This window comes from Gilliamella sp. Pra-s52 (assembly GCF_009795805.1).
Classification (GTDB): Bacteria; Pseudomonadota; Gammaproteobacteria; order Enterobacterales; family Orbaceae; genus Gilliamella.
Map to the genome: position 1 here is coordinate 1 of NZ_WTEY01000020.1, position 20,318 is coordinate 20,318.

Annotated in this window: 17 protein-coding genes and 1 pseudogene; 7 read left to right on the forward strand and 11 right to left on the reverse strand. The window is 34.4% G+C overall.

Annotation, left to right across the window (positions count from 1 at the left end):
- Nucleotides 1-239: 239 nt before the first annotated feature.
- From GQ594_RS10780 to miaB, 6 genes are all read right to left on the reverse strand, one after another.
- The gene (locus GQ594_RS10780) at nt 240-1,421 is read right to left on the reverse strand and encodes a serine hydrolase (protein ID WP_160412782.1); all 1,182 of its coding nucleotides are present in this window, start codon (nt 1,419-1,421) and stop codon (nt 240-242) included.
- 14 nt (nt 1,422-1,435) lie between these two features.
- Nucleotides 1,436-2,542 (reverse strand): peptidoglycan glycosyltransferase MrdB, encoded by a 1,107-nt coding sequence (gene mrdB, locus GQ594_RS10785; RefSeq protein ID WP_160412785.1) that lies wholly within the window; start codon nt 2,540-2,542, stop codon nt 1,436-1,438.
- A 2-nt stretch (nt 2,543-2,544) separates the two neighbouring features.
- Nucleotides 2,545-4,482 (reverse strand): penicillin-binding protein 2, encoded by a 1,938-nt coding sequence (mrdA, locus tag GQ594_RS10790; RefSeq protein WP_160412817.1) that lies wholly within the window; start codon nt 4,480-4,482, stop codon nt 2,545-2,547.
- An 18-nt stretch (nt 4,483-4,500) separates the two neighbouring features.
- Nucleotides 4,501-5,523 carry a PhoH family protein gene (locus tag GQ594_RS10795; RefSeq protein ID WP_237398399.1) on the reverse strand — a complete coding sequence of 341 codons (1,023 nt, stop codon included), beginning with the start codon at nt 5,521-5,523 and terminating at the stop codon, nt 4,501-4,503.
- Nucleotides 5,524-5,546: 23 nt separating this feature from the next.
- Nucleotides 5,547-6,026 carry a zinc-ribbon domain-containing protein gene (locus GQ594_RS10800; protein WP_160401374.1) on the reverse strand — a complete coding sequence of 160 codons (480 nt, stop codon included), beginning with the start codon at nt 6,024-6,026 and terminating at the stop codon, nt 5,547-5,549.
- 70 nt (nt 6,027-6,096) lie between these two features.
- Nucleotides 6,097-7,524 (reverse strand): tRNA (N6-isopentenyl adenosine(37)-C2)-methylthiotransferase MiaB, encoded by a 1,428-nt coding sequence (gene miaB, locus GQ594_RS10805; RefSeq protein WP_160412787.1) that lies wholly within the window; start codon nt 7,522-7,524, stop codon nt 6,097-6,099.
- 369 nt (nt 7,525-7,893) lie between these two features.
- On the opposite strand from miaB, the gene GQ594_RS10810 reads away from it, so the two are divergent.
- Entirely contained in the window at nt 7,894-9,129 is a 1,236-nt protein-coding gene (locus GQ594_RS10810; protein WP_160412789.1) for an N-acetylmuramoyl-L-alanine amidase, read from the forward strand.
- A gap of 44 nt (nt 9,130-9,173) precedes the next feature.
- Here the strand turns inward: GQ594_RS10810 and rsmG are convergent, their stop codons facing one another.
- Together rsmG and mnmG are read right to left on the reverse strand one after the other, a co-directional pair.
- Nucleotides 9,174-9,773 (reverse strand): 16S rRNA (guanine(527)-N(7))-methyltransferase RsmG, encoded by a 600-nt coding sequence (rsmG, locus tag GQ594_RS10815; protein WP_160412791.1) that lies wholly within the window; start codon nt 9,771-9,773, stop codon nt 9,174-9,176.
- Complete coding sequence (gene mnmG / locus GQ594_RS10820; protein ID WP_160412793.1) at nt 9,751-11,643, reverse strand: tRNA uridine-5-carboxymethylaminomethyl(34) synthesis enzyme MnmG; 1,893 nt, start codon at nt 11,641-11,643, stop codon at nt 9,751-9,753. The genes rsmG and mnmG overlap by 23 nt, the downstream gene beginning before the upstream one ends.
- A gap of 643 nt (nt 11,644-12,286) precedes the next feature.
- Here mnmG and hda point away from each other — a divergent pair.
- Nucleotides 12,287-12,970 (forward strand): DnaA inactivator Hda, encoded by a 684-nt coding sequence (gene hda, locus GQ594_RS10825; protein WP_160412819.1) that lies wholly within the window; start codon nt 12,287-12,289, stop codon nt 12,968-12,970.
- A 1-nt stretch (nt 12,971) separates the two neighbouring features.
- Nucleotides 12,972-13,751: a Cof-type HAD-IIB family hydrolase gene (locus GQ594_RS10830; RefSeq protein ID WP_160412795.1), complete on the forward strand. Its 780-nt coding sequence runs from the start codon at nt 12,972-12,974 to the stop codon at nt 13,749-13,751.
- A gap of 295 nt (nt 13,752-14,046) precedes the next feature.
- Here the strand turns inward: GQ594_RS10830 and GQ594_RS10835 are convergent, their stop codons facing one another.
- The 3 genes from GQ594_RS10835 to tusB form a co-directional block, all read right to left on the reverse strand.
- Nucleotides 14,047-15,153, reverse strand: coding sequence for an anhydro-N-acetylmuramic acid kinase (locus GQ594_RS10835; RefSeq protein WP_160412797.1), 1,107 nt, complete (start codon nt 15,151-15,153; stop codon nt 14,047-14,049).
- Between the two features lie 4 nt (nt 15,154-15,157).
- The gene (locus tag GQ594_RS10840) at nt 15,158-15,721 is read right to left on the reverse strand and encodes a Sua5/YciO/YrdC/YwlC family protein (RefSeq protein ID WP_160412799.1); all 564 of its coding nucleotides are present in this window, start codon (nt 15,719-15,721) and stop codon (nt 15,158-15,160) included.
- A gap of 118 nt (nt 15,722-15,839) precedes the next feature.
- The gene (gene tusB / locus GQ594_RS10845) at nt 15,840-16,121 is read right to left on the reverse strand and encodes a sulfurtransferase complex subunit TusB (RefSeq protein WP_160401390.1); all 282 of its coding nucleotides are present in this window, start codon (nt 16,119-16,121) and stop codon (nt 15,840-15,842) included.
- Nucleotides 16,122-16,253: 132 nt separating this feature from the next.
- On the opposite strand from tusB, the gene tsaE reads away from it, so the two are divergent.
- The 4 genes and pseudogenes from tsaE (at nt 16,254) to miaA (ending at nt 20,276) form a co-directional block, all read left to right on the forward strand.
- Nucleotides 16,254-16,727 carry a tRNA (adenosine(37)-N6)-threonylcarbamoyltransferase complex ATPase subunit type 1 TsaE gene (tsaE, locus tag GQ594_RS10850; protein ID WP_160412801.1) on the forward strand — a complete coding sequence of 158 codons (474 nt, stop codon included), beginning with the start codon at nt 16,254-16,256 and terminating at the stop codon, nt 16,725-16,727.
- Nucleotides 16,728-16,789: 62 nt separating this feature from the next.
- Nucleotides 16,790-17,494 (forward strand): annotated as a pseudogene (locus GQ594_RS10855) (N-acetylmuramoyl-L-alanine amidase); the annotation flags it as partial.
- A gap of 20 nt (nt 17,495-17,514) precedes the next feature.
- Nucleotides 17,515-19,365: a DNA mismatch repair endonuclease MutL gene (gene mutL / locus GQ594_RS10860; protein WP_160412805.1), complete on the forward strand. Its 1,851-nt coding sequence runs from the start codon at nt 17,515-17,517 to the stop codon at nt 19,363-19,365.
- Complete coding sequence (gene miaA / locus GQ594_RS10865) at nt 19,362-20,276, forward strand: tRNA (adenosine(37)-N6)-dimethylallyltransferase MiaA (protein ID WP_160401394.1); 915 nt, start codon at nt 19,362-19,364, stop codon at nt 20,274-20,276. The genes mutL and miaA overlap by 4 nt, the downstream gene beginning before the upstream one ends.
- Nucleotides 20,277-20,318 lie beyond the last annotated feature (42 nt).

Consider the following 20,318-nt stretch of genomic DNA (forward strand, 5'->3'; position numbering starts at 1 on the left):
AGAGTATCAATTTTTATCAATCTAGGAAGGTGACGGCAGCTTGCTTTATAGACCGTAATGATAAGCTTTGTCTAATTAGGCATCAAAAGCAAACGAGTAAGATATGTTTTCCTGAAAAAACAGTAAAATAAAAACTTTAATAAAATCAATAGCTTTCCTGACTGTTTTTTGGTGATTGCTAAAGCTGTTCTGTAAGTAAGCTCTTACAGAACGCTTATAACAATTAGTTGAATAACTTATTAGTTGAAAAACTTATGGCACTGTAGGCAGATCCAATCCCATATTCCGCCAAAGAATCCTGTTTTTTTAATATCCTGTAAAGCAACAAGTGGTTGTTCGTTAATGACCTTACCGTCTAGTAAAAATTGCATTTTACCTACAGCATTGCCTTTGGCGATTGGGGCATAGATGTAATCATCAATTTTATATTCAATTTGTACATCGGCAGCTCGTCCTTTTGGTACAGTAATAAATGCGCCATTAACAGCACCAAGTTGGATTTTGTTTTGATCACCATACCAAATTGATTCGGTAGCAACTGGGCTACCTGCTTTTACGGGATTTGCGGTTTCAAAAAATCGAAACCCCCAGACTAATAGCTTTTTACTTTCTGCTTCGCGACCTTTAAATGTGCGTCCGCCCAGTACCGCTGAAATTAAGCGGGTGTTGCCTTCTACCGCCGAGGCAACTAAGTTGTAGCCTGCAGCATTGGTGTGACCTGTTTTTATTCCGTCAACGTTTAATGTGGTGTCCCAAAGTAATCCGTTTCGGTTTAATTGTGGTTTGGACAGCGTGTAGGTAAATTCTTTTTCTTTATAAATAGAATATTCTTCAGGTAGGTCACGAATTAGTGCTTGACCTAAATATGCCATATCTTTGGCTGTGGTGTATTGTCCTGGTGCATCAAGTCCGTGTACAGTTTCAAAATGCGTATGGTTTAGTCCAATTTTTTTTGCATAATCATTCATTAAGTTAACAAATGCACCTTGGCTACCTGCTACATGTTCAGCCATAGCAATACAAGCATCATTACCTGATTGAATAATGATACCTTTGTTTAGATCAGAAACAGAAACCGTTTTACCGACTTCTAAAAACATTAGTGATGAGCCTTTTAATATTGGGTTACCCGTTGCCCAAGCATCTTTACTGACAACAACCATATCATCATTTTTTATGCGGCCTGATTGTAATGCTTGCCCAATCACATAGCTGGTCATCATTTTAGTTAAGCTTGCGGGATCGCGTTGCTGTTCGGCATTATATTGCGCTAAAATTTCGCCTGATTTTGCATCGATTAGAATGTAAGCTTCCGCGTCTAATTGCGGAATAGCAGGAATAGGAAATGCCATTTCAGCCGATGCCGATGAACAAATTGCAAGCGCTAAGAACGTAAAAGATAATTTAAATTTCTTTTTCATTTATTTAAATTCCGTTAAATATTTTTAGATAACATGTATCGATGAGTATGAATAGACATCATAATGCCAAAACTTGCCATTAATACAACTAAGGATGAGCCGCCATAACTTATTAGTGGTAATGGTACACCAACAACAGGCAAGATTCCACTGACCATACCAATATTAATGAACACATAAATAAAAAATACTAAAATAAGTCCACCAGAAAGGATCCGTCCAAAGGTGGTTTGCGCCTGTGCTGCAATAAATAGCCCTCGCACAATTAGGCATAAAAATAAGATCAGTAAGATGATGGAGCCAATAAAACCAAACTCTTCAGCAATAACTGAAAAAATAAAGTCGGTATGCCGTTCAGGTAAAAATTCAAGTTGCGATTGTGTGCCTTCAAGCCATCCTTTGCCCCATATACCGCCCGATCCTATTGCTATTTTTGATTGAATAATATGGTAACCAGCCCCACTTGGGTCAAGTTCAGGGTTGATGAGCATAAGTACACGTTTTTGCTGATAATCATGCATTAAACAAAACCACATAATCGGTAAAAAAACAGCAATTAAAACAAGTGCAATAAGAATATAGCGCCAGTTCATACCTGCTAAAAAGATAATAAAAATGCCTGACATGGCTATCAATATAGCAGTCCCTAAATCGGGTTGCATAGCCACCAGTAATGTGGGTACCCCAATGATAGCAAGTGTTTGTAACGTGGTTTTTAATGGTGGTGGACATCCATCACGGTGAATGAATTTAGCAACCATTAATGGTACAGCAATTTTGGCAATTTCAGAGGGTTGAAATCGCAATACACCTAAATCTAACCAACGTTGGGCTCCTTTACTGGTATAACCAAAAATATCTACCAGTAATAAGATTAAAATACAAACCACATAGAGATATGGCGCCCATTTTTCATAAGTTCTGGGCGAAAATTGCGCCAATATAATCATAGCAGCAAAACCAAGTAATATTTGTATTGCTCGCTTTTGTATCATGTCGATACTTTGTCCTGTTGCACTCCAAAGAATATAAAGGCTATAACCCAGTAATAACGTTATAAATAAAAAGAACAGGGGATCAATATGTATTTTTTGCCAAAAACTCTTTTTAATATTATTCATTATTAGTCCTCTGTTTCTGTATTGGTTGACGGTTGGTTGAGCTCGGTAGAATTGTTGCCTAAAAGGTAAAAATCCAATATTTTACGTGCTACCGCACCACCGTTCGAGCTACCACCCCCGCCGTTTTCTAAAACAATGGCTAAGGCTATTTTTGGTTTATCATAAGGCGCATACGCAATAAATAATGCATGATCGCGTAAATGTTCAGGTATTTTATGGGCGTTATAGATTTCGTCTTGCTTTAAGCCATAAACCTGTGCAGTACCCGATTTGCCCGCTGCTTGATATTTTGCATCAGCATAAATTTTGCGTGCTGTTCCTCGTGCACCAAACATAACTCGGTGCATACCTTCTTTAACAAGCGACCAATAAGCTGGGTTAACATCAACTAGGCTAGTTGCTTCGATATAATTATTTGAATCAACTTGAGGTTGCTGTTCATTAGAATTTAAAATATCGCTCTTTTTATATAATAAAAAGTGTGGTGTATAGGTTTTGCCGTTATTGATCAAAGTTGTTAGTGCTTTGGCCATTTGTATTGGGGTTGCTGTCCAATAACCTTGTCCTATGCCAACAGGTATAGTATCACCTTGTAACCAAGACTTTTTATGCCGTTTGATTTTCCACTCACGACTAGGCATTACCGCTCGTGTTTCTTCGTTTTGGGAAATATCTACGCCTGTTCGCTCACCATAACCAAATTTACTCATCCATAAGTTTAAGCGATCAATGCCCATGTCATAAGCAACTTGGTAAAAGTAGGTATCAACCGATTCCTCAATGGCTTTTAATACATCAACACGACCATGTCCCCATTTAAGCCAATCTCGATAACGTCGTTCTGTACCCGGTAATTGCCACCAACCAGGATCGTTAACTACGCTTTTTGGGGTCACTACACCTTCACTTAATGCCGCAATAGAAATAAACGGCTTAACAGTCGAGGCCGGTGGATAAGCACCGAGTAAAGCTCGATTAAAAAGCGGTTTACTTGGGTCTTTGAGTAATTCACTATATTTAGTGCTTGATATCCCACCCACAAACGGGTTGGAATCATAACTTGGGCTTGAAACTAAAGCTAATATTTCACCATTATTAGGGTCAATTGCCACCACAGCTGCTTTACGTCCAGCTAGTAATTGTTCAATATATAGTTGCAATTTAAGGTTGATAGATAAATAGATATCTTCGCCCGCTTGGGGGGGATTTTTATTTAGTTGACGAACAATACGTCCGCGGCTGTTAACTTCAACTTTTTCATAACCCGGGGTTCCGTGTAATACATCTTCGTAGTATTTTTCGATACCCATTTTACCAATATTAAAAGTAGCTACATAATCACTGGTTTTATTTTCATCTTCTAGACGTTGTTTATCTTGGCTGTTAATTTTAGAAATATATCCAAGAATATGGGTTAGTGATGCCCCATAAGGATAATAACGATGCTGTATATCCATAATGGATACATATGGAAAGCGGTGTTGATCAACAACAAAACGCGCAATCTGTTCTTGAGTTAAGTTATTTTTTAATGGGACAGGTCTGTGCGCTTTATAATTTCGGCGCTCTTTTTGGAAATTTTCGATATCTTCGTCAGTTAAATCAACAATTTTTTTTAATTCATTAAATTGTTCATTCAGGTTTTTTACCTTATCAGGAATGATGTTTAATTGGTATGTGATATTGTTAATGGCTAATGGGGCGCCATTACGGTCATAAATCATGCCGCGATTAGGTGGAATAGGTATAATTTCAATGCGATTATCATTAGATTTGGTGCTGTAATAACCGTAATTTACAATCTGCAATCCAGCAAGGTTAACAAGCAAAACAATAATTAAAATGATAATGACAATAAATGAAAACAACGCTCTACGAAAAAATAAATTTGCTTCTGCTGAGTGATCTCGAATGTTTGTTTTCCTTTTTTTGCTTGAAATAGGGATAACAATACTCCTCTAAATGTTTTTTTCTGTTTGTGGTTTATGTTGCTGTTCTTCCCATTTATCATAAGCATTAACAATTTTGGCAACCACTGGATGGCGTACCACATCTTCGCTATTGAAAAAATTAAAGCTGATTTCATCAACTTTACTTAGTACCTCAATGGCATGGCGTAAGCCCGATTTTTGATGACGTGGTAAATCTATTTGAGTAATATCACCAGTAATTACCGCTTTAGAATTAAAGCCGATACGGGTTAAAAACATTTTCATTTGTTCAATTGTGGTGTTTTGGCTTTCATCAAGAATAATAAAGGCGTCATTAAGCGTACGCCCACGCATATAAGCTAGTGGTGCGACTTCAATCACGCTTTTTTCAATCAGTTTTTCAACTTTTTCAAAGCCAAGCATTTCAAATAAAGCATCGTAAAGTGGACGTAAGTAAGGATCCACTTTTTGACTTAAATCACCTGGTAAAAAGCCTAACTTTTCACCAGCCTCGACAGCGGGTCGGGTTAGTACAATGCGGCGAATTTGCTGTTTTTCAAGTGCATCTACTGCTGCCGCCACAGCTAAATAGGTTTTACCTGTTCCTGCTGGCCCTATACCGAACGAGATGTCATAATCTAAAACATGAGCAATATATTGAGCTTGATTAGCCGTTCGGGGTTTGATAATACCCCGTTTGGTTTTTATCATCACTAGCTTTCCGCCTTGATGATCAATATAAGCAGGTAAGTGTTCACTTGCTTTTTGTAAAGCACCTGACTCTTTTATTGCTAGATGTATTTGTTCAGGCTCAATATCAATAACTTTATCTTTGATTTGGGTATGTTGATAAAGAGATTGTAAAATATCAATAGTTGCTTGAACGCAGATACTGTCACCTGTTATTGTAAATAAATTACCTCGGTGATTAATTTCAATACCAAGTCTGCGCTCTAGCTGTTTAATATTGTCATTATAAGGACCACAAAGACTATTAAGACGCTGATTATCAGCAGGTTCTAGCATGGTTTCATTTGTCGTAATATTCAAAGATAAGTCCTCTAATTTTAATATTAATCACTAATGCGTCCTTCACACAAAGAACACTTTTCAACACCTTTTAAAAAGTCCATATTGCACTGATGGCAAGATACGATGTTTCCGTTAACAACATTGTCAACAGCTCTTATTGATTGACTTCCATCAAATCCTTGCGATTTTAATTTATTGACTAACATTGAAATAGGCGTTCCGCTTTTTAACTCTTGCTCAACATATGATGCAACTTGTTCTTCAAATGTTGGTGGTACATATTCAAGTACCTTTTCGTTATAGTCATTATTACATTCATTACACTTGATATAACGACCTAATGTTTCAAAACTAAAAATAGGAATAAAAAACAACGTAAAATATTTTGCCATTTTTATTTGTGTGTATTTTTGCTGTTTTTCATCAGTAGTGATATTTTGTTGCGAACAGCAATTTGGGCAATTAAATTGCCCACTATGTTCGTTGACTTCCCTTCCACGAGTTCCAAAAATAATAAACATTTTCTTTCCTATCCTTTTATTTAATAACTTTTTAATTTTTATTATAAAAACTAGTTAAATGGTTCTCTTTTTATGGTTGATAAATACCAACACCTAAATCGTTTTCTTTTCGAGTTCGCGATATCACTGACATTGGTGATTCATTTACCCGCAAATCCATTTCATCTTCGGTACGAATAACTTTACCACGCAATGAATTTGGATAAACATCAGTTATTTCAACATCAACAAATCTACCAATCATATCAGGATTGCCTTCAAAGTTAACAATTCGATTATTTTCAGTTCGGCCTGTTAATTCCATTAGGTCTTTTTTAGAAGGACCTTCAACTAAAATGCGTTGTACAGTATTTAACATTCGGCGACTAAATTGCATGGCTTGTTGATTGATTCGTTCTTGAAGAATGTATAAACGTTGTTTTTTCTCTTCTTCTGATACGTTATCTTCCATTTCAGCAGCAGGTGTACCTGGGCGAGCTGAATAGACAAAGCTATAGCTTAAATCAAAATTTACATCGGCAATAAGCTTCATAGTTTGTTCAAAGTCTTCTTGTGTTTCCCCAGGGAATCCAACAATAAAGTCAGAGCTAATTTGAATATCTGGTCGAACTTTACGTAGTTTGCGAATAATTGATTTATATTCAAGCGCTGTATGCGTTCGTTTCATTAGGTTTAATATGCGATCTGATCCACTTTGTACCGGTAAATGTAAAAAACTCACCAGTTCAGGCGTATCACGATAAACATCAATAATATCATCGGTAAATTCAATTGGGTGACTGGTAGTAAAACGAATGCGATCAATCCCGTCAATAGCCGCAACTAAACGTAATAACTCAGCAAATGAACAAATATCACCATCAAATGTTGGTCCACGATAAGCATTAACATTTTGCCCAAGTAAATTTACTTCTCGCACACCTTGTTCAGCAAGTTGTGCTATTTCATAAATTACATCATCACAAGGTCTGCTAACTTCTTCCCCTCGAGTATAAGGGACAACGCAATAAGTACAATATTTATTGCATCCTTCCATAATTGAAACAAATGCTGTTGGACCTTCGCTACGCGGTTCAGGTAATCGATCGAATTTTTCTATTTCAGGAAAGCTGACATCAACCACATGATTGCCGTTACCACTTTTTATTTGTTCTATCATTTCTGGTAAGCGGTGGAATGTTTGTGGTCCAAAAATAATATCTACAAATGGGGCACGTTTGCGAATATGCGCACCTTCTTGAGATGCCACACAACCCCCGACACCAATAATGATATTTGGATTATGCTGTTTTAAGTTTTTCCAACGACCTAACTGGTGGAAGACTTTTTCTTGAGCTTTTTCCCGAATAGAACAAGTGTTAAGTAATAAGATATCGGCTTCTTCAGCATTATCCGTTAAGGTTAATCCGTGAGTAGATTCAAGGAGATCGGCCATTTTTGTCGAATCATATTCGTTCATTTGGCAGCCCCAAGTTTTGATATGTAATTTTTTGCTCATCAATAACTCAGCTATATTAATTGTTAAAATGAAAACGGGTTTAAATCCGCGATTTTAGCGTGCCATATTGTAATCTTTTGTTATTGTAGGGTCTATAATAAATTAAAAAATGACAATATAAAGTAAAGCTTGTTTTTATAACTTTGAATAAAAGGTAATAAGTGGATTAAATAAGTTGTTATTAAAAATATTAAATATAAAACGAGTTAATTTAATATTCTTCTTTGGCGATAAAAAAAGAATAAAGAGATTAAAAAGGTTTATTTATTTATCAAAAATAATCAATTATGATAATCATTCTTTTTTATCTATTTTTATTTTATGCTATTATCCGCGGCAAATTACGATAACAAATAAAGTGTTTAATATATGACAAAGACATTTAGTCCTACAAAGCGCCTATTAGTTAAAGGTATTATTGCGACTTGTTTATTATCTGTTACTCGTATAGGCTTTGCAGCAGCAATGGCACAAGTTGTTGCTGTGCGTGTGTGGCCTTCATCAACCTATACAAGGATCACTTTAGAATCAAATATCAGCTTAAAATACAAACAATTTTTATTGAGTAATCCTAATAGGATCGCAATTGATATAAACAATATTAGTTTAAATCCAATCTTAAAAAATATTTCTTCAAAAGTATTAAAGCATGATCCTTATATAAAATCGATACGCGTTGTTCAACGCGATCAAAAAATAGTTAGAATTTTGATCGAATTAAAACAGGATGTTAAACCTAATACTTTTGCCTTATCTCCGATAGCTAAATTTAAGCATCGTTTAGTGATGGATCTTTATCCTTCTAAACCCGCTTCAAGCAAAAATGATGATCCTTTACTTGCACTTTTAGAAGAATATAAAAAAGGAGAGCTCAATAAAAAACAATCTGAGATAAAATCACCAACTAATAAAAATAAAAATGCTCCGATTATTGTGGTACTAGATCCAGGGCATGGTGGCGAAGATCCTGGTGCTATTGGCTACAATAAAACGCGTGAAAAAGATATTGTTTTACAAATTGCACGTCGTACTTATAATTTACTAAAAAAAGAACCGAATATAAAAGTCTATATGACACGTAATGAAGATGTATTTATTCCATTAAAAGTACGTGTTGCTAAAGCCCGTTCACTCCGTGCAGATCTATTCATTTCTATTCATGCAGATGCTTTTGCTAATCGTTCAGTTGGTGGTTCATCTGTTTTTGCATTATCTACTGGTGGAGCAAGTAGTTCGGCAGCCAGTTATTTAGCGCAAACACAAAATGAAGCCGATCAAATAGGAGGTGTTAGCCGCAGTGGTGATAAGTATTTGGATAATACTATTTTAGATTTGGTTCAAAAAACAACGCTAAGTAATGGAGTGTTACTTGGTAATGCTATTTTAAATAGAATGAAAAAAGTTAATAAGCTACATAAGCCTTTTCTTGAAAAAGCAGGCTTTGCTGTACTAAAAGCACCTGATATCCCTTCTATTTTAGTCGAAACGGCTTTTATTAGTAATACAGCAGAAGAGAAAAAACTAAAAACGGCTGCTTTCCAAAATCAAGTATCAAAGGCGATCTTTGATGGAGTCAAGGATTATATTAAAAAGCGTAAAAAGTAATTTTATAAAGATACTTAAAGTTAACTAAATTTTTTAATATGAAATTATTGAATAATAATTAAACACCTTTCTGCATCTAATCCCGGAATCGTTAATTTAATATGTTGTTTAAGCATAAAACCTGCTGGAATTGAATCGATCTCACTTCCTTTTAAAGCATAGAAAGCTCCTTTTTGATCCGGTAAATGTTTACACCAATTAAGCATATCTTGCAAAGAAGCAAAAGCTCGGCTAATAACACCATCAAACTTTTTATCGTGATAATCTTCTATTCGGCTTTGTATTGGAGTGATATTTGTTAATTTAAGTTCAAACTGAACTTGCTTTAAAAAACGAATACGTTTACCTAAGCTATCAACTAGATCAAATTGTTTATCTGGATTAATAATTGCCAGTGGAACTCCCGGTAATCCAGGGCCAGTACCAACATCAATAAAGGTGTTTCCTGTTAAATAAGGTGATACCATTAAACTATCCATAATGTGTTTGACTAGCATTTCATTAGGATCACGTACAGCGGTTAAGTTGTAAGCCTTATTCCATTTATTGAGCATTTCAACGTAATGGATCAATTGATCTATTTGTGATCCAGTAATCAAAAGATCCGTTTGATCAATTAGGTTAGTGAGTTTCTTTTTTAACATAATTCTTCTTTTTTAAATAAACTAATAACATTGAAATAGCCGCAGGCGTTATTCCTGATATGCGTGAAGCTTGCCCTATAGAAACCGGTTTGTGTTGCTTTAATTTAGCAACCACTTCGTTTGATAATCCTGATATTTCAGCATAATCAATATGTGCAGGAATTAGTGTTTCTTCGTTGCGTTTTTGGCGTTCAATTTCTTCAATTTGCAGTTTAATGTAACCATCATATTTAACTTGAATTTCAACTTGTTCAGCAGCCTGTGCATCAGTTAATCCAGGTGCAAATAGCGAAAGTGATTTTAAGGTTTGGTAATTCATTTCAGGCCGTTTAAGTAGCTCTTCACCATTGGCTTCTTTGGTTAAATTAGCACTTAATACTGCGTTGACTTCGTCAATTGTTTCTATATGAGGATGAACCCATATATCACGCAGACGTGCTCTTTCTTGTTCAATGGCTTCGAATTTTTCATTAAAACGTTGCCAGCGATAATCATCTACCATGCCAAGGTTACGGCCAATTTCTGTTAAACGAATGTCTGCATTATCTTCACGTAACATTAAACGATATTCAGCACGAGAAGTAAACATACGATATGGTTCGTTAGTACCAAGTGTACAAAGATCATCTACTAGTACACCTAAGTAAGCTTGATCCCGTGTTGGATGCCATTGATCTTGATCATATGCAAAACGAGCTGCATTTAAACCTGCTAGCATGCCTTGAGCGGCTGCTTCTTCATAGCCTGTTGTGCCATTAATTTGTCCAGCTAAAAATAAACCTTTGATCACTTTACTTTCAAGTGTTGGCTTAAGATCTCTTGGATCAAAATAATCGTACTCGATCGCGTAACCTGGTCTGACGATATTTGCATTTTCAAGCCCTTTCATGCTACGAACAAAAGCAAGCTGAGTGTCAAAAGGTAGACTTGTTGAGATCCCATTTGGATAGATTTCATTGCTATCTAATCCTTCCGGCTCTAAATAGATCTGATGTGAATTTCGATCAGCAAAACGCATGATCTTATCTTCGATCGATGGGCAATATCTTGGCCCTACACCTTCAATGATCCCTGTATACATTGGGCTACGATCTAAATTAGATCTGATTATATCGTGTGTTTTTTCGTTTGTACTTGTTATATAGCAAGGGATCTGTTTTGGATGATCACTTGAATTGCCTAAAAATGAGAAAACAGGTACAGGATCGTCGCCATATTGTGTGCCTAATTTTGAAAAATCAATCGTTCTTGCATCAATACGGGGTGGGGTACCTGTTTTTAAGCGTCCCATTCTGAATGGATATTGATGTAGTGATTTTGATAAACCTATCGAAGCAGGATCACCTGTTCTGCCACCACTATAATTATCAAGCCCTATGTGGATCTTTCCGTCTAAAAAAGTACCTGTTGTTAGTACTACAGTTTTTGCTTTAAATGATACTCCCATTTGGGTTTTTACACCGATGATCTGATCGTTTTCAATGATTACATCTTCAACTGATTGTTGAAATAACATGAGGTTTTCTTGATTTTCAAGTGCTGTTCTGATTGCTTTGCAATAGAGGGATCGATCTGCTTGTGCTCGTGTAGCTCTAACCGCAGGACCTTTACTGCTGTTTAATATTCTAAATTGGATCCCAGCATGATCAATAGCCTGAGCCATTAAACCACCCATGGCGTCAATTTCTTTAACCAAGTGACCTTTGCCAATACCACCAATGGCAGGATTACAAGACATTTGTCCTAATGTATTGATATTGTGGGTTAAAAGTAGTGTTTTTCTTCCCATTCTTGCTGATGCCATTGCTGCTTCTGTTCCTGCATGGCCTGCACCAACGATGATGACATCAAAAAGATCTGGATAAAACATAAAAAGCCTCGTATTTATTTTGTGTACAGGTGATCTCTATTTTAGATCGGGTGATTTGGTTTATTTAGCGTAGGGAATTTTACTCATCTTTTTGATTACGTCAAATGATCTATTTTGATCGCGCTTTAATTTAAATAAGATCTTTTAGATGATCTTTTTATTTTTATTATTATTAAGTTGGATCCTTTTTGTGGGTAACTCTATTTTTTTATTATTTTATTAGATCTTAACGATCACTTAATTGTGTTAATTGATCGGATCTTTTTTGTTTTAATTCTGTTGATAAGTGTTATTGTTATTCACAATTGATTTTTAGTTTTAGGTTGTTAATAGGCTTATAACAACTTATGATCCCGTTTTGTCACAGAGTTATCCACAAAAAAATAAATCTGTTTGCTTAATTTTTAACTTTTATTGGTTTTATTTTATACTTAGGTGAGTGGTTTACTATTTTATGATCTTATTATGTGCTCAAAATGGTTCTATAAAAGTTTAAAATTATTAAATTATATTTGTGTAATTTATAAAGTATGGGCTAAATAATTTAAAGTGTAGGATATTTTTCTTTTCTATAAAACTTATTGATTTTTATAAAAGCAAATTTATACTTAACATAATTGTATTTTTATAACGAGGTTATTTTATTACTCTTTCGCAGCTGCCTTTGCCTTTTTTGTTACCTAATAATGAAACTTTTGATAGTTTTTATGTAGGTGATAATCGATTGTTGTTTGATTCATTACAAACTTTACTAAGTAAAGAGGGTTTTAATGTCTTTTATATATGGTCGGCTAGTGCTGCGGGTCGGACTCATCTTTTACATGCATCAAGTCAACATAAGTTAGCCAGTTATATTCCTTTAAAACAGCATTATCACTTAGTGCCTGAAATATTACAGGGACTAGATAATTACGATTTAGTTTGTTTAGATGATATTGATGCAATAGCAGGTCATAAATATTGGGAAGAGGCTATTTTTGATTTATTTAATCGGTTGACCGAAAAAAATGTGAGCAAATTATTAATAACTGCAAATGCACCACCTAAACAAATTTCTTTTATATTACCTGATTTAGTTTCTAGATTATCTTGGGGACAAGTTTATCAATTAAAAGAACTTAGCGATGATGATAAGCTTAAAGCTTTACAATTAAGAGCACAACTAAGTGGGTTTGAATTATCAACAGAAGTTGGGCTATTTTTATTAAAGCGTGTTAATCGTGATATGCGTACACTGTTTTCTTTGTTGGAAAAGTTTGAAGTAGCTACGCTTGCGCAACAACGTAAGTTAACTATTCCTTTTATTAAACATATTTTGGATTTGTAATATGATTAAGAAACCTGAAGCTATCGTTTTTTTTGATTTAGATGGGACACTATTTAATAGTAACATTGATGTATCACCCAGTTCTTTTGAGGCTATAAAAAAATTAAAAAAAAATAACATTATACCAATAATTGCAACCGGTAGAACACCTTGTGAAACTATTGATTTAATGGAAAAAACTAAGATTAACTCGATTATTGGTATGAATGGTCAAGTAGTTATTTACGAAAAGGAATTGGTTTATACTAATAGTATTGATAAAAATATTATTGCAAGAATTTATGAATTTTCTAAACATGAAATGAATATACCGCTTTCATTTTATAATTATCAAAAGATGCGAGTTTCAGAAAACAGTCTGCCAACTAAGACCTTTTATAATTATTTAAAACAAGAAGTCCCTCTTATTGATGATGAAATCTATTTAAGAGAGCCAATCCAAATGCTGTTATTGTTATGTGAACAAGGTGAGTCAAATTATCGGGATAGGTTTCCTGAATTAACATTTATTCGTAATACGCCTTATTGTGTTGATGTCTTTAATCATGGTGGTTCTAAAGGTAATGGTATTACTAAACTATTACAAAATAAGGGGTTTAATGATGTACCAACTTATGCTTTTGGTGATGGAATGAATGATTTTGAAATGTTTTTAACGGTTGATCATCCTATTGCTATGGGGAATGCTGTTGATGAATTAAAAGAGAAAGCTGAGTTTGTTGCAGATACCAATGATAATGATGGCATTGCTAAAGCGTTACAAAAATTTGGGTTGATTTAGAATTTTCTTATAAAAAAATGGGAAGTTAACTAGTAAAAAATTTATATCGATGGGGTGTTATTTGTTGCTTATACTAGTTGGAATGAAGATGGATTTGTTGAATCTATAATGGATTATGAGCAAGATAACTTTGTATAGATATAATAATCAAAAAATAATTGAATATAGAAAAAAGTATGTTAATGGTAAAGTTGTGATTGAAAAAATCATCCTTTGATGAAAAGGATAAGGTTATTAGTCAAACTACCTAAATAGAATAAGGTCTATTTTTTATGTAGGTATAAAAATTAAATCTTTATTGATAAACTACCCCCAAACAAACAGCTTGGCTTGCTCCGGTTACTTCGGGAATATTTGATGGAATATTGTTGGTTCGACAATAAGCGAGCCAAGCGAAGGCGATTGCTTCCATATCATTACTATTTATTCCTATTTCATCTGTTGCCATAACCTGCCAGTTTGGTAGTAATTCTGTTAATCTTTGCATAATAATCGGGTTTTTTGCTCCCCCACCACAAACTAGTAACTGACAAGGTAATTGTTTTTCAATAGTTAATTTATTAATTTCACGCTCAATAGATGAAGCCGTAAATTCAACTAATGTTGCTTGTATATCTTGAGGCGGTAATTGGCTATGAGTAAGTTTTTTATGTAACCAAGTTAAATTAAATAACTCACGCCCTGTACTTTTAGGTGCTAGTATTTTGAAATAATCTTCATCAAATAATTTATTTAATAAATCTTGGTTAACTTTTCCTGTTTTTGCCCACAGTCCATCTTTATCATAACTTTTACTTAGATTTTGACTTATCCAGCAATCAAGCAGTACGTTCCCTGGTCCTGTATCGTAACCAATAGTAGGATGGTTAGGGATTAATACTGAAATGTTACTAATTCCTCCTATATTTAATACTACACGATTAATTTGTGGATCTTGTAGTACCGCTTTATGAAAAGCGGGTACCAGTGGCGCTCCTTGTCCTCCATATGCCATATCTTTTCGACGAAAATCGGCAATGGTGGTGATTCCTGTTTTTGCAGCGATAATATTGGCATCGCCAATTTGTAAGGTAAATGGATTTTCACCGTTTGGTGCATGGTAAATAGTTTGCCCGTGGCAACCAATTGCTTTTACTTGTTGTTTATCTATTTTATTGTCTTTTAAAAATTGATTGATACTATCAGCAAATAATCCACCAAGCTGATAGTCTAATTCACCCAGATTTTGTAATGTGGTTTGCTTTTTTTCACATAATGTTAATAATTGCTGCTTTAAGTTAGTGGGTATTGGGTAGCAACTACTAGCTATTGATGTGACATGTTTTCCAATAATATTGACTATAGCAATATCAATTCCATCCATGCTGGTTCCTGACATCACACCAATATATAAATTTTGCATAATTTTATCCTTGTCGAATGATTCGCCCTGTTTTTATGTCTTTAATTTCGGATGGTTGCGATCGATGGCCTGTTTCGCCTTCTAAAATCGGAAAATTCTGGCCAAATTGTTTGGCTACTTCGATGGCTGTTTTACAAGGTTCATGGTTAGAAAGATTAGCACTGGTTGAAACTATCGGTTTGCCATAAAGATCGCATAGTTTACAAACTAAGGGATGACTGGTGACCCGCACTGCAATTGAGTCAAATTTACCTGTCAAAAAGTAGGGGGTTTTTTTATTTTTAGGAAAAATCCAAGTAATAGGTCCTGGCCAGTTAGTAAGTGCTAACTGTTTTTGTTCATTAGTGATAGCTAATTCATCTATATAGGGAATCAGTTGTTGGTAATGACTAGCAATTAAAATCAAGCCTTTATCCACTGAACGGTGTTTTAGTTGTAAAAGTTTTAATATGGCTAATTCACAATCAGGATCACAACCTAAACCAAAAACGGCTTCAGTAGGGTAAGCAATTACTTCGCCATTTTTTAAACAATTATTGATTTCTGGTAAAGTTAATAAATTAGCCATTAAATTTGAATATGAGCTGAGTATAAATGTGATTTATATTAACCCTAGGTCGTAGGTTTTGTAAATTGGTATTATTTAGCTTTTAAATCGTTATAATAATAAGTTTTAAGCGCTATTGTTATTCCCAGTTTATTTGGGGATAATTGTTAGCTGTAAGTTCAACAACTTGTTGTATATTAATAACTTTAAGTCTTGAATCAATCATTTTTTTTAGTCCTCTAGCTTCTATATCGCTGTTTATAATATAGCAATGCTCGGTTTTGTTCATAATATCATTCAATAATGAGTTGTTTTTTAGAGCTAGAAAAACACCATTTTGCCAGAACAATACGGCGTCTTGAGCTGATATTAATTGTGGATTTATGGTTGATTGATTTGTTGTTGATATAGTATGTAGCATTATTTTCACTTCTTATACTAAAACGTAGTATTTCCTGATAAGTTTTTTACAAAGCCAAGCTTATCTTGGTTAGTACATCTTTGATGGTTATTAGTATATAATGAGAACTATTTATTGAGCAAAGAATTCATCATGAAACCAATTATTTTAAGCGATGAGCAACAAACTATTTTGTTTGGTAGTAAACTTGCCAAACTGTGTTTAAACTATTTATCTGAGCATGATGATACAATTATTATCTATTTAATCGGTGATCTTGGTGCCGGTAAAACGACGTTTAGTCGTGGTTTTTTACAGCAATTAGGACATGTTGGTAATGTAAAAAGCCCTACTTATACATTAGTAGAACAGTATCAATTTGATAATTTTTCAGTTTATCATTTTGATTTGTACCGGCTTTGTGACCCAGAAGAACTAGAGTTTATGGGAATTCGTGAATATTTTTCTTCACGAGCAATTTGTTTAATTGAGTGGCCGCAGCAAGCTAACGGTATTTTGCCAAGTGCAGATCTTGAAATTGATTTAGCTTATTTAGAGCTAGCACGAACCGTTTCAATACAGGCAATAAGCAAAAAAGGTCAAGCGATTATTAATTTATTACAATAGAAATAAACAATAAAAAGACAATGAAAAAACTACTCACTTTTTTTATCTTATTGCTGCTTTGTAGTTCTGCCTACGCAGCTAAAGTTGTAATTGCTGTTGATGCGGGGCATGGTGGAAAAGATTCCGGCGCAATAGGAAAAAATAAGTTATATGAAAAAACAGTTACCCTCTCTATTGCTAAAAAAATTACTAATTTATTAAATAAAGATCCTAATTTTAAAGGGGTATTAACCCGTAGCAGTGATAATTTTATTTCTGTTTCACAACGTTCTGAAATCGCTAGAAAAAATAAAGCTAATTTGTTAGTTTCAGTTCATGCTGATGCTGCGCCAAATCAGAATGCAACAGGCGCCTCGATCTGGGTATTATCAACTAAGCGAGCTGACACTGAACTTGGTCGTTGGCTTGAACAAGACGAAAAGCAGTCACAATTACTTGGTGGAGCAGGTGATGCACTTAGTGATGATCATGATCCCCATTTGAGTCAAGCGGTATTAGATTTACAGTTTTCTTATTCTCAACAAGTGGGTTACGAGCTAGCAAAGCAAGTATTAAAAGAGATGAAGGGAACAATAAAATTACATAAATCAGTTCCTGAACATGCAAGTTTAGGCGTATTACGTTCGCCAGATATCCCATCTATTTTAGTTGAGGTTGGCTTTATTTCTAATCAAAATGAAGAAACTTTACTTGGTAGTAATGCTCATCAAGATAAAATAGCTAAAGCTATTTATCAAGGTATAAAAAATTATGTTAAACAAAATCCAAAATTTGGAGAGCAGCATTAATGACAATTCATATTCTTTCACCCCAATTAGCTAATCAAATTGCAGCTGGTGAGGTGGTAGAACGTCCAGCTTCTGTTATTAAAGAGTTAGTTGAAAATAGCCTTGATGCGGGTAGTACTCAAATTGATATAGAGCTTGAGCAAGGTGGTTGTAAATTAATTCGTATTCGTGACAATGGCTGCGGTATTGCGAAAGATGAATTAGCTTTAGCGCTTGCGCGTCATGCAACCAGTAAAATTAGCTCATTAGATGATTTAGATGCGATTATTAGTCTTGGTTTCCGTGGTGAGGCTTTAGCGAGTATTAGCTCGGTTGCTAGATTGACATTAACATCACGCACTTTAGAACAATCTGAGGCATGGCAAGTTTATGCTGAAGGTCGAGATATGAAGCCTATTATTAAACCAGCGGCTCACCCAGTGGGATCTACTGTGGAAGTGCTTGATCTGTTTTATAATACGCCTGCAAGGCGTCGTTTTTTAAAAACAGAAAAAACCGAATTTATGCATATCGAGGAATTTGTTCGGCGTATTGCGCTATCTCGTCCTGATGTAACTTTTAATTTGCAACATAATGGTAAATTAATAAAACAGTATCGTTTATCTTCTCTAGAAAAAAGGGTTGAATTAGTTTGTGGACGATCTTTTATGCAAAAAGCGATAAAACTTGACTGGCAGCATGATGATTTGCTTATTCAAGGTTGGGTTACTAGTAGTGAAGTAAGTAATTTACAATATTTTTATGTAAATGGTCGAGTTATCAAAGATAAATTACTGAATCATGCGTTACGTCAAGCTTATGTTAGTCGAACTAATGAGCAACAGAGCTATGTGATTTTTTTAAAAATTGATCCTAAGCAAGTCGATGTTAATGTTCATCCAACTAAACATGAAGTCCGTTTTCATGAAGCTAGGTTAGTTCATGATTTTGTTTATCAAGCGATTGTTATGGCGCTTGATTCTAATCTACCAGTAACAGAAGAAAAACCAACAATAACGCCCAATCGTCAAGCTGCAGGTGAAAATATTTTTAACCAACAAACGATTCATAAACCCTATCAGGTAATTAATGAGCCAAAGAAAAAAACAAGTAATTATATTAAAGAAAATGCGTTGTATGGTCAGTTAGTCCATGTTGAACCTTTTCAAGGAGTCACACAAATTGAGTTCAAAAATCCAATTTCAGTAGTAGAAGAAGATAAAATCACTGAACCACAAAAAGCGGTGATTGAAGCATTATTTCCTAAACGAAATACATCATTACAATCATTGAAGAATCAAATTGATAGATCAAAATTAGTTCAATTTGGTCGGGTGTTAACGGTTATCCAACCTGACGTTGCTTTACTTGAAAAATATGAAGATAATCAGCAAAAATTAATGCTAATGAAATTACCTATTGCTCAACAAAAAATTATCGAGATTAAGTTATTGTCACAAGAATCTGAAAAATTGCTTATCCCATTAACCATTTTAATTAATCATAAAGAGCAGCAAGTTCTTATTACTAACCAAACACAATTAAATTCTTTAGGGTTTGATTTTTATATTGATAAAGCAAAGCTATATTTGCAAAATGTTCCTAAAACATTACGCTCTATCAATTGGCAAAAAGTGTTACCTGCTTTAATCGCTTTTATTTTGTCATCAGAAAAGGAATTTTTCGAACCAACTCAAATTTCAGCTTGGTTAGCCAGCCAGTATAATGATAATTATGCAGCAAATTGGAGTGTGGATAACGTAGTTCATTTACTTGCTCAGTTAGAACAAGTGGATATTAATTTGTTACATCAAGAATCATTTTTATATCCGATTGATATACAATTTTTAACACAATCAGTTTTATCATGAACAAACCAAAAATTATTTCGCTAATGGGACCAACAGCCTCTGGTAAAACAGCATTTGCTATGATGCTTTATGATCGTTATCCCGTTGATATTATAAGTGTCGATTCAGCTTTAATTTATCGTGGTATGGATATTGGTACCGCTAAGCCAACTAAAGAAGAACAAAAAAAGTATCCACATAAATTGATTGATATTTGTGATCCAGCAGAAAGTTATTCAGCTGCAAATTTCCGGCAGGATGCATTGATGGAAATTGAAAAGTCATTGGAAAAGGGGCGAATTCCTCTATTGGTAGGTGGTACCATGCTCTATTTTAAAGCTTTGATCGAAGGGCTTTCTCCTCTTCCTGCGGCTAATAGTGAAATTCGTGAGCAAATAGAGAATAAAGCTAATAAATTAGGGTGGAAAGCGATTCATGAAGAATTAAAAAAAGTGGATCCTGTTTCTGCTGAAAGAATTCATCCTAATGATCCTCAACGTCTTAATCGAGCATTAGAGGTATATTTGATTTCAGGTAAAAGCCTAACAGAACTTACACGAGAAAGTGGTAAAGCATTACCATACGATATTATGCAATTTGCTATTATGCCGCAAGATAGATCTCAATTACATGAGCGTATTGAGCAACGTTTTTTACAAATGCTTGATGACGGATTTGAAAATGAAGTTAAAGTACTCATGCAGCGAGCTGATTTGCATTTAAATTTGCCTTCTATTCGTTGTGTTGGTTATCGTCAAATGTGGGAATATTTAAATGGTGATACAAGTTATGACGAAATGGTTTTTAAAGGTATTTGTGCCACAAGACAATTAGCTAAAAGACAAATTACGTGGCTTCGTAATTGGAAGCAACCCGTTACATGGTTAGATTCTAATAATATTATTAGTAACGTCTTTGATCATGTTTTCTGACTTTAAATTTATTTTTGTTTTTTTAGTATTTATTTTCTATTA

Bases quoted from the DNA above. Each gene is read 5' to 3' on its own strand.
- mrdB (WP_160412785.1), bottom strand. From the start codon at position 2,542: ATGAATAATATTAAAAAGAGTTTTTGGCAAAAAATACATATTGATCCC.
- mnmG (WP_160412793.1), bottom strand. From the start codon at position 11,643: ATGTTTTATCCAGATCTTTTTGATGTCATCATCGTTGGTGCAGGCCAT.
- tsaE (WP_160412801.1), top strand. From the start codon at position 16,254: ATGAAACCAATTATTTTAAGCGATGAGCAACAAACTATTTTGTTTGGT.
- miaA (WP_160401394.1), top strand. From the start codon at position 19,362: ATGAACAAACCAAAAATTATTTCGCTAATGGGACCAACAGCCTCTGGT.
- GQ594_RS10840 (WP_160412799.1), bottom strand. From the start codon at position 15,721: ATGGCTAATTTATTAACTTTACCAGAAATCAATAATTGTTTAAAAAAT.
- mutL (WP_160412805.1), top strand. From the start codon at position 17,515: ATGACAATTCATATTCTTTCACCCCAATTAGCTAATCAAATTGCAGCT.
- GQ594_RS10830 (WP_160412795.1), top strand. From the start codon at position 12,972: ATGATTAAGAAACCTGAAGCTATCGTTTTTTTTGATTTAGATGGGACA.
- tusB (WP_160401390.1), bottom strand. From the start codon at position 16,121: ATGCTACATACTATATCAACAACAAATCAATCAACCATAAATCCACAA.
- GQ594_RS10800 (WP_160401374.1), bottom strand. From the start codon at position 6,026: ATGTTTATTATTTTTGGAACTCGTGGAAGGGAAGTCAACGAACATAGT.
- GQ594_RS10780 (WP_160412782.1), bottom strand. From the start codon at position 1,421: ATGAAAAAGAAATTTAAATTATCTTTTACGTTCTTAGCGCTTGCAATT.
- GQ594_RS10835 (WP_160412797.1), bottom strand. From the start codon at position 15,153: ATGCAAAATTTATATATTGGTGTGATGTCAGGAACCAGCATGGATGGA.
- miaB (WP_160412787.1), bottom strand. From the start codon at position 7,524: ATGAGCAAAAAATTACATATCAAAACTTGGGGCTGCCAAATGAACGAA.
- rsmG (WP_160412791.1), bottom strand. From the start codon at position 9,773: ATGTTAAAAAAGAAACTCACTAACCTAATTGATCAAACGGATCTTTTG.
- GQ594_RS10810 (WP_160412789.1), top strand. From the start codon at position 7,894: ATGACAAAGACATTTAGTCCTACAAAGCGCCTATTAGTTAAAGGTATT.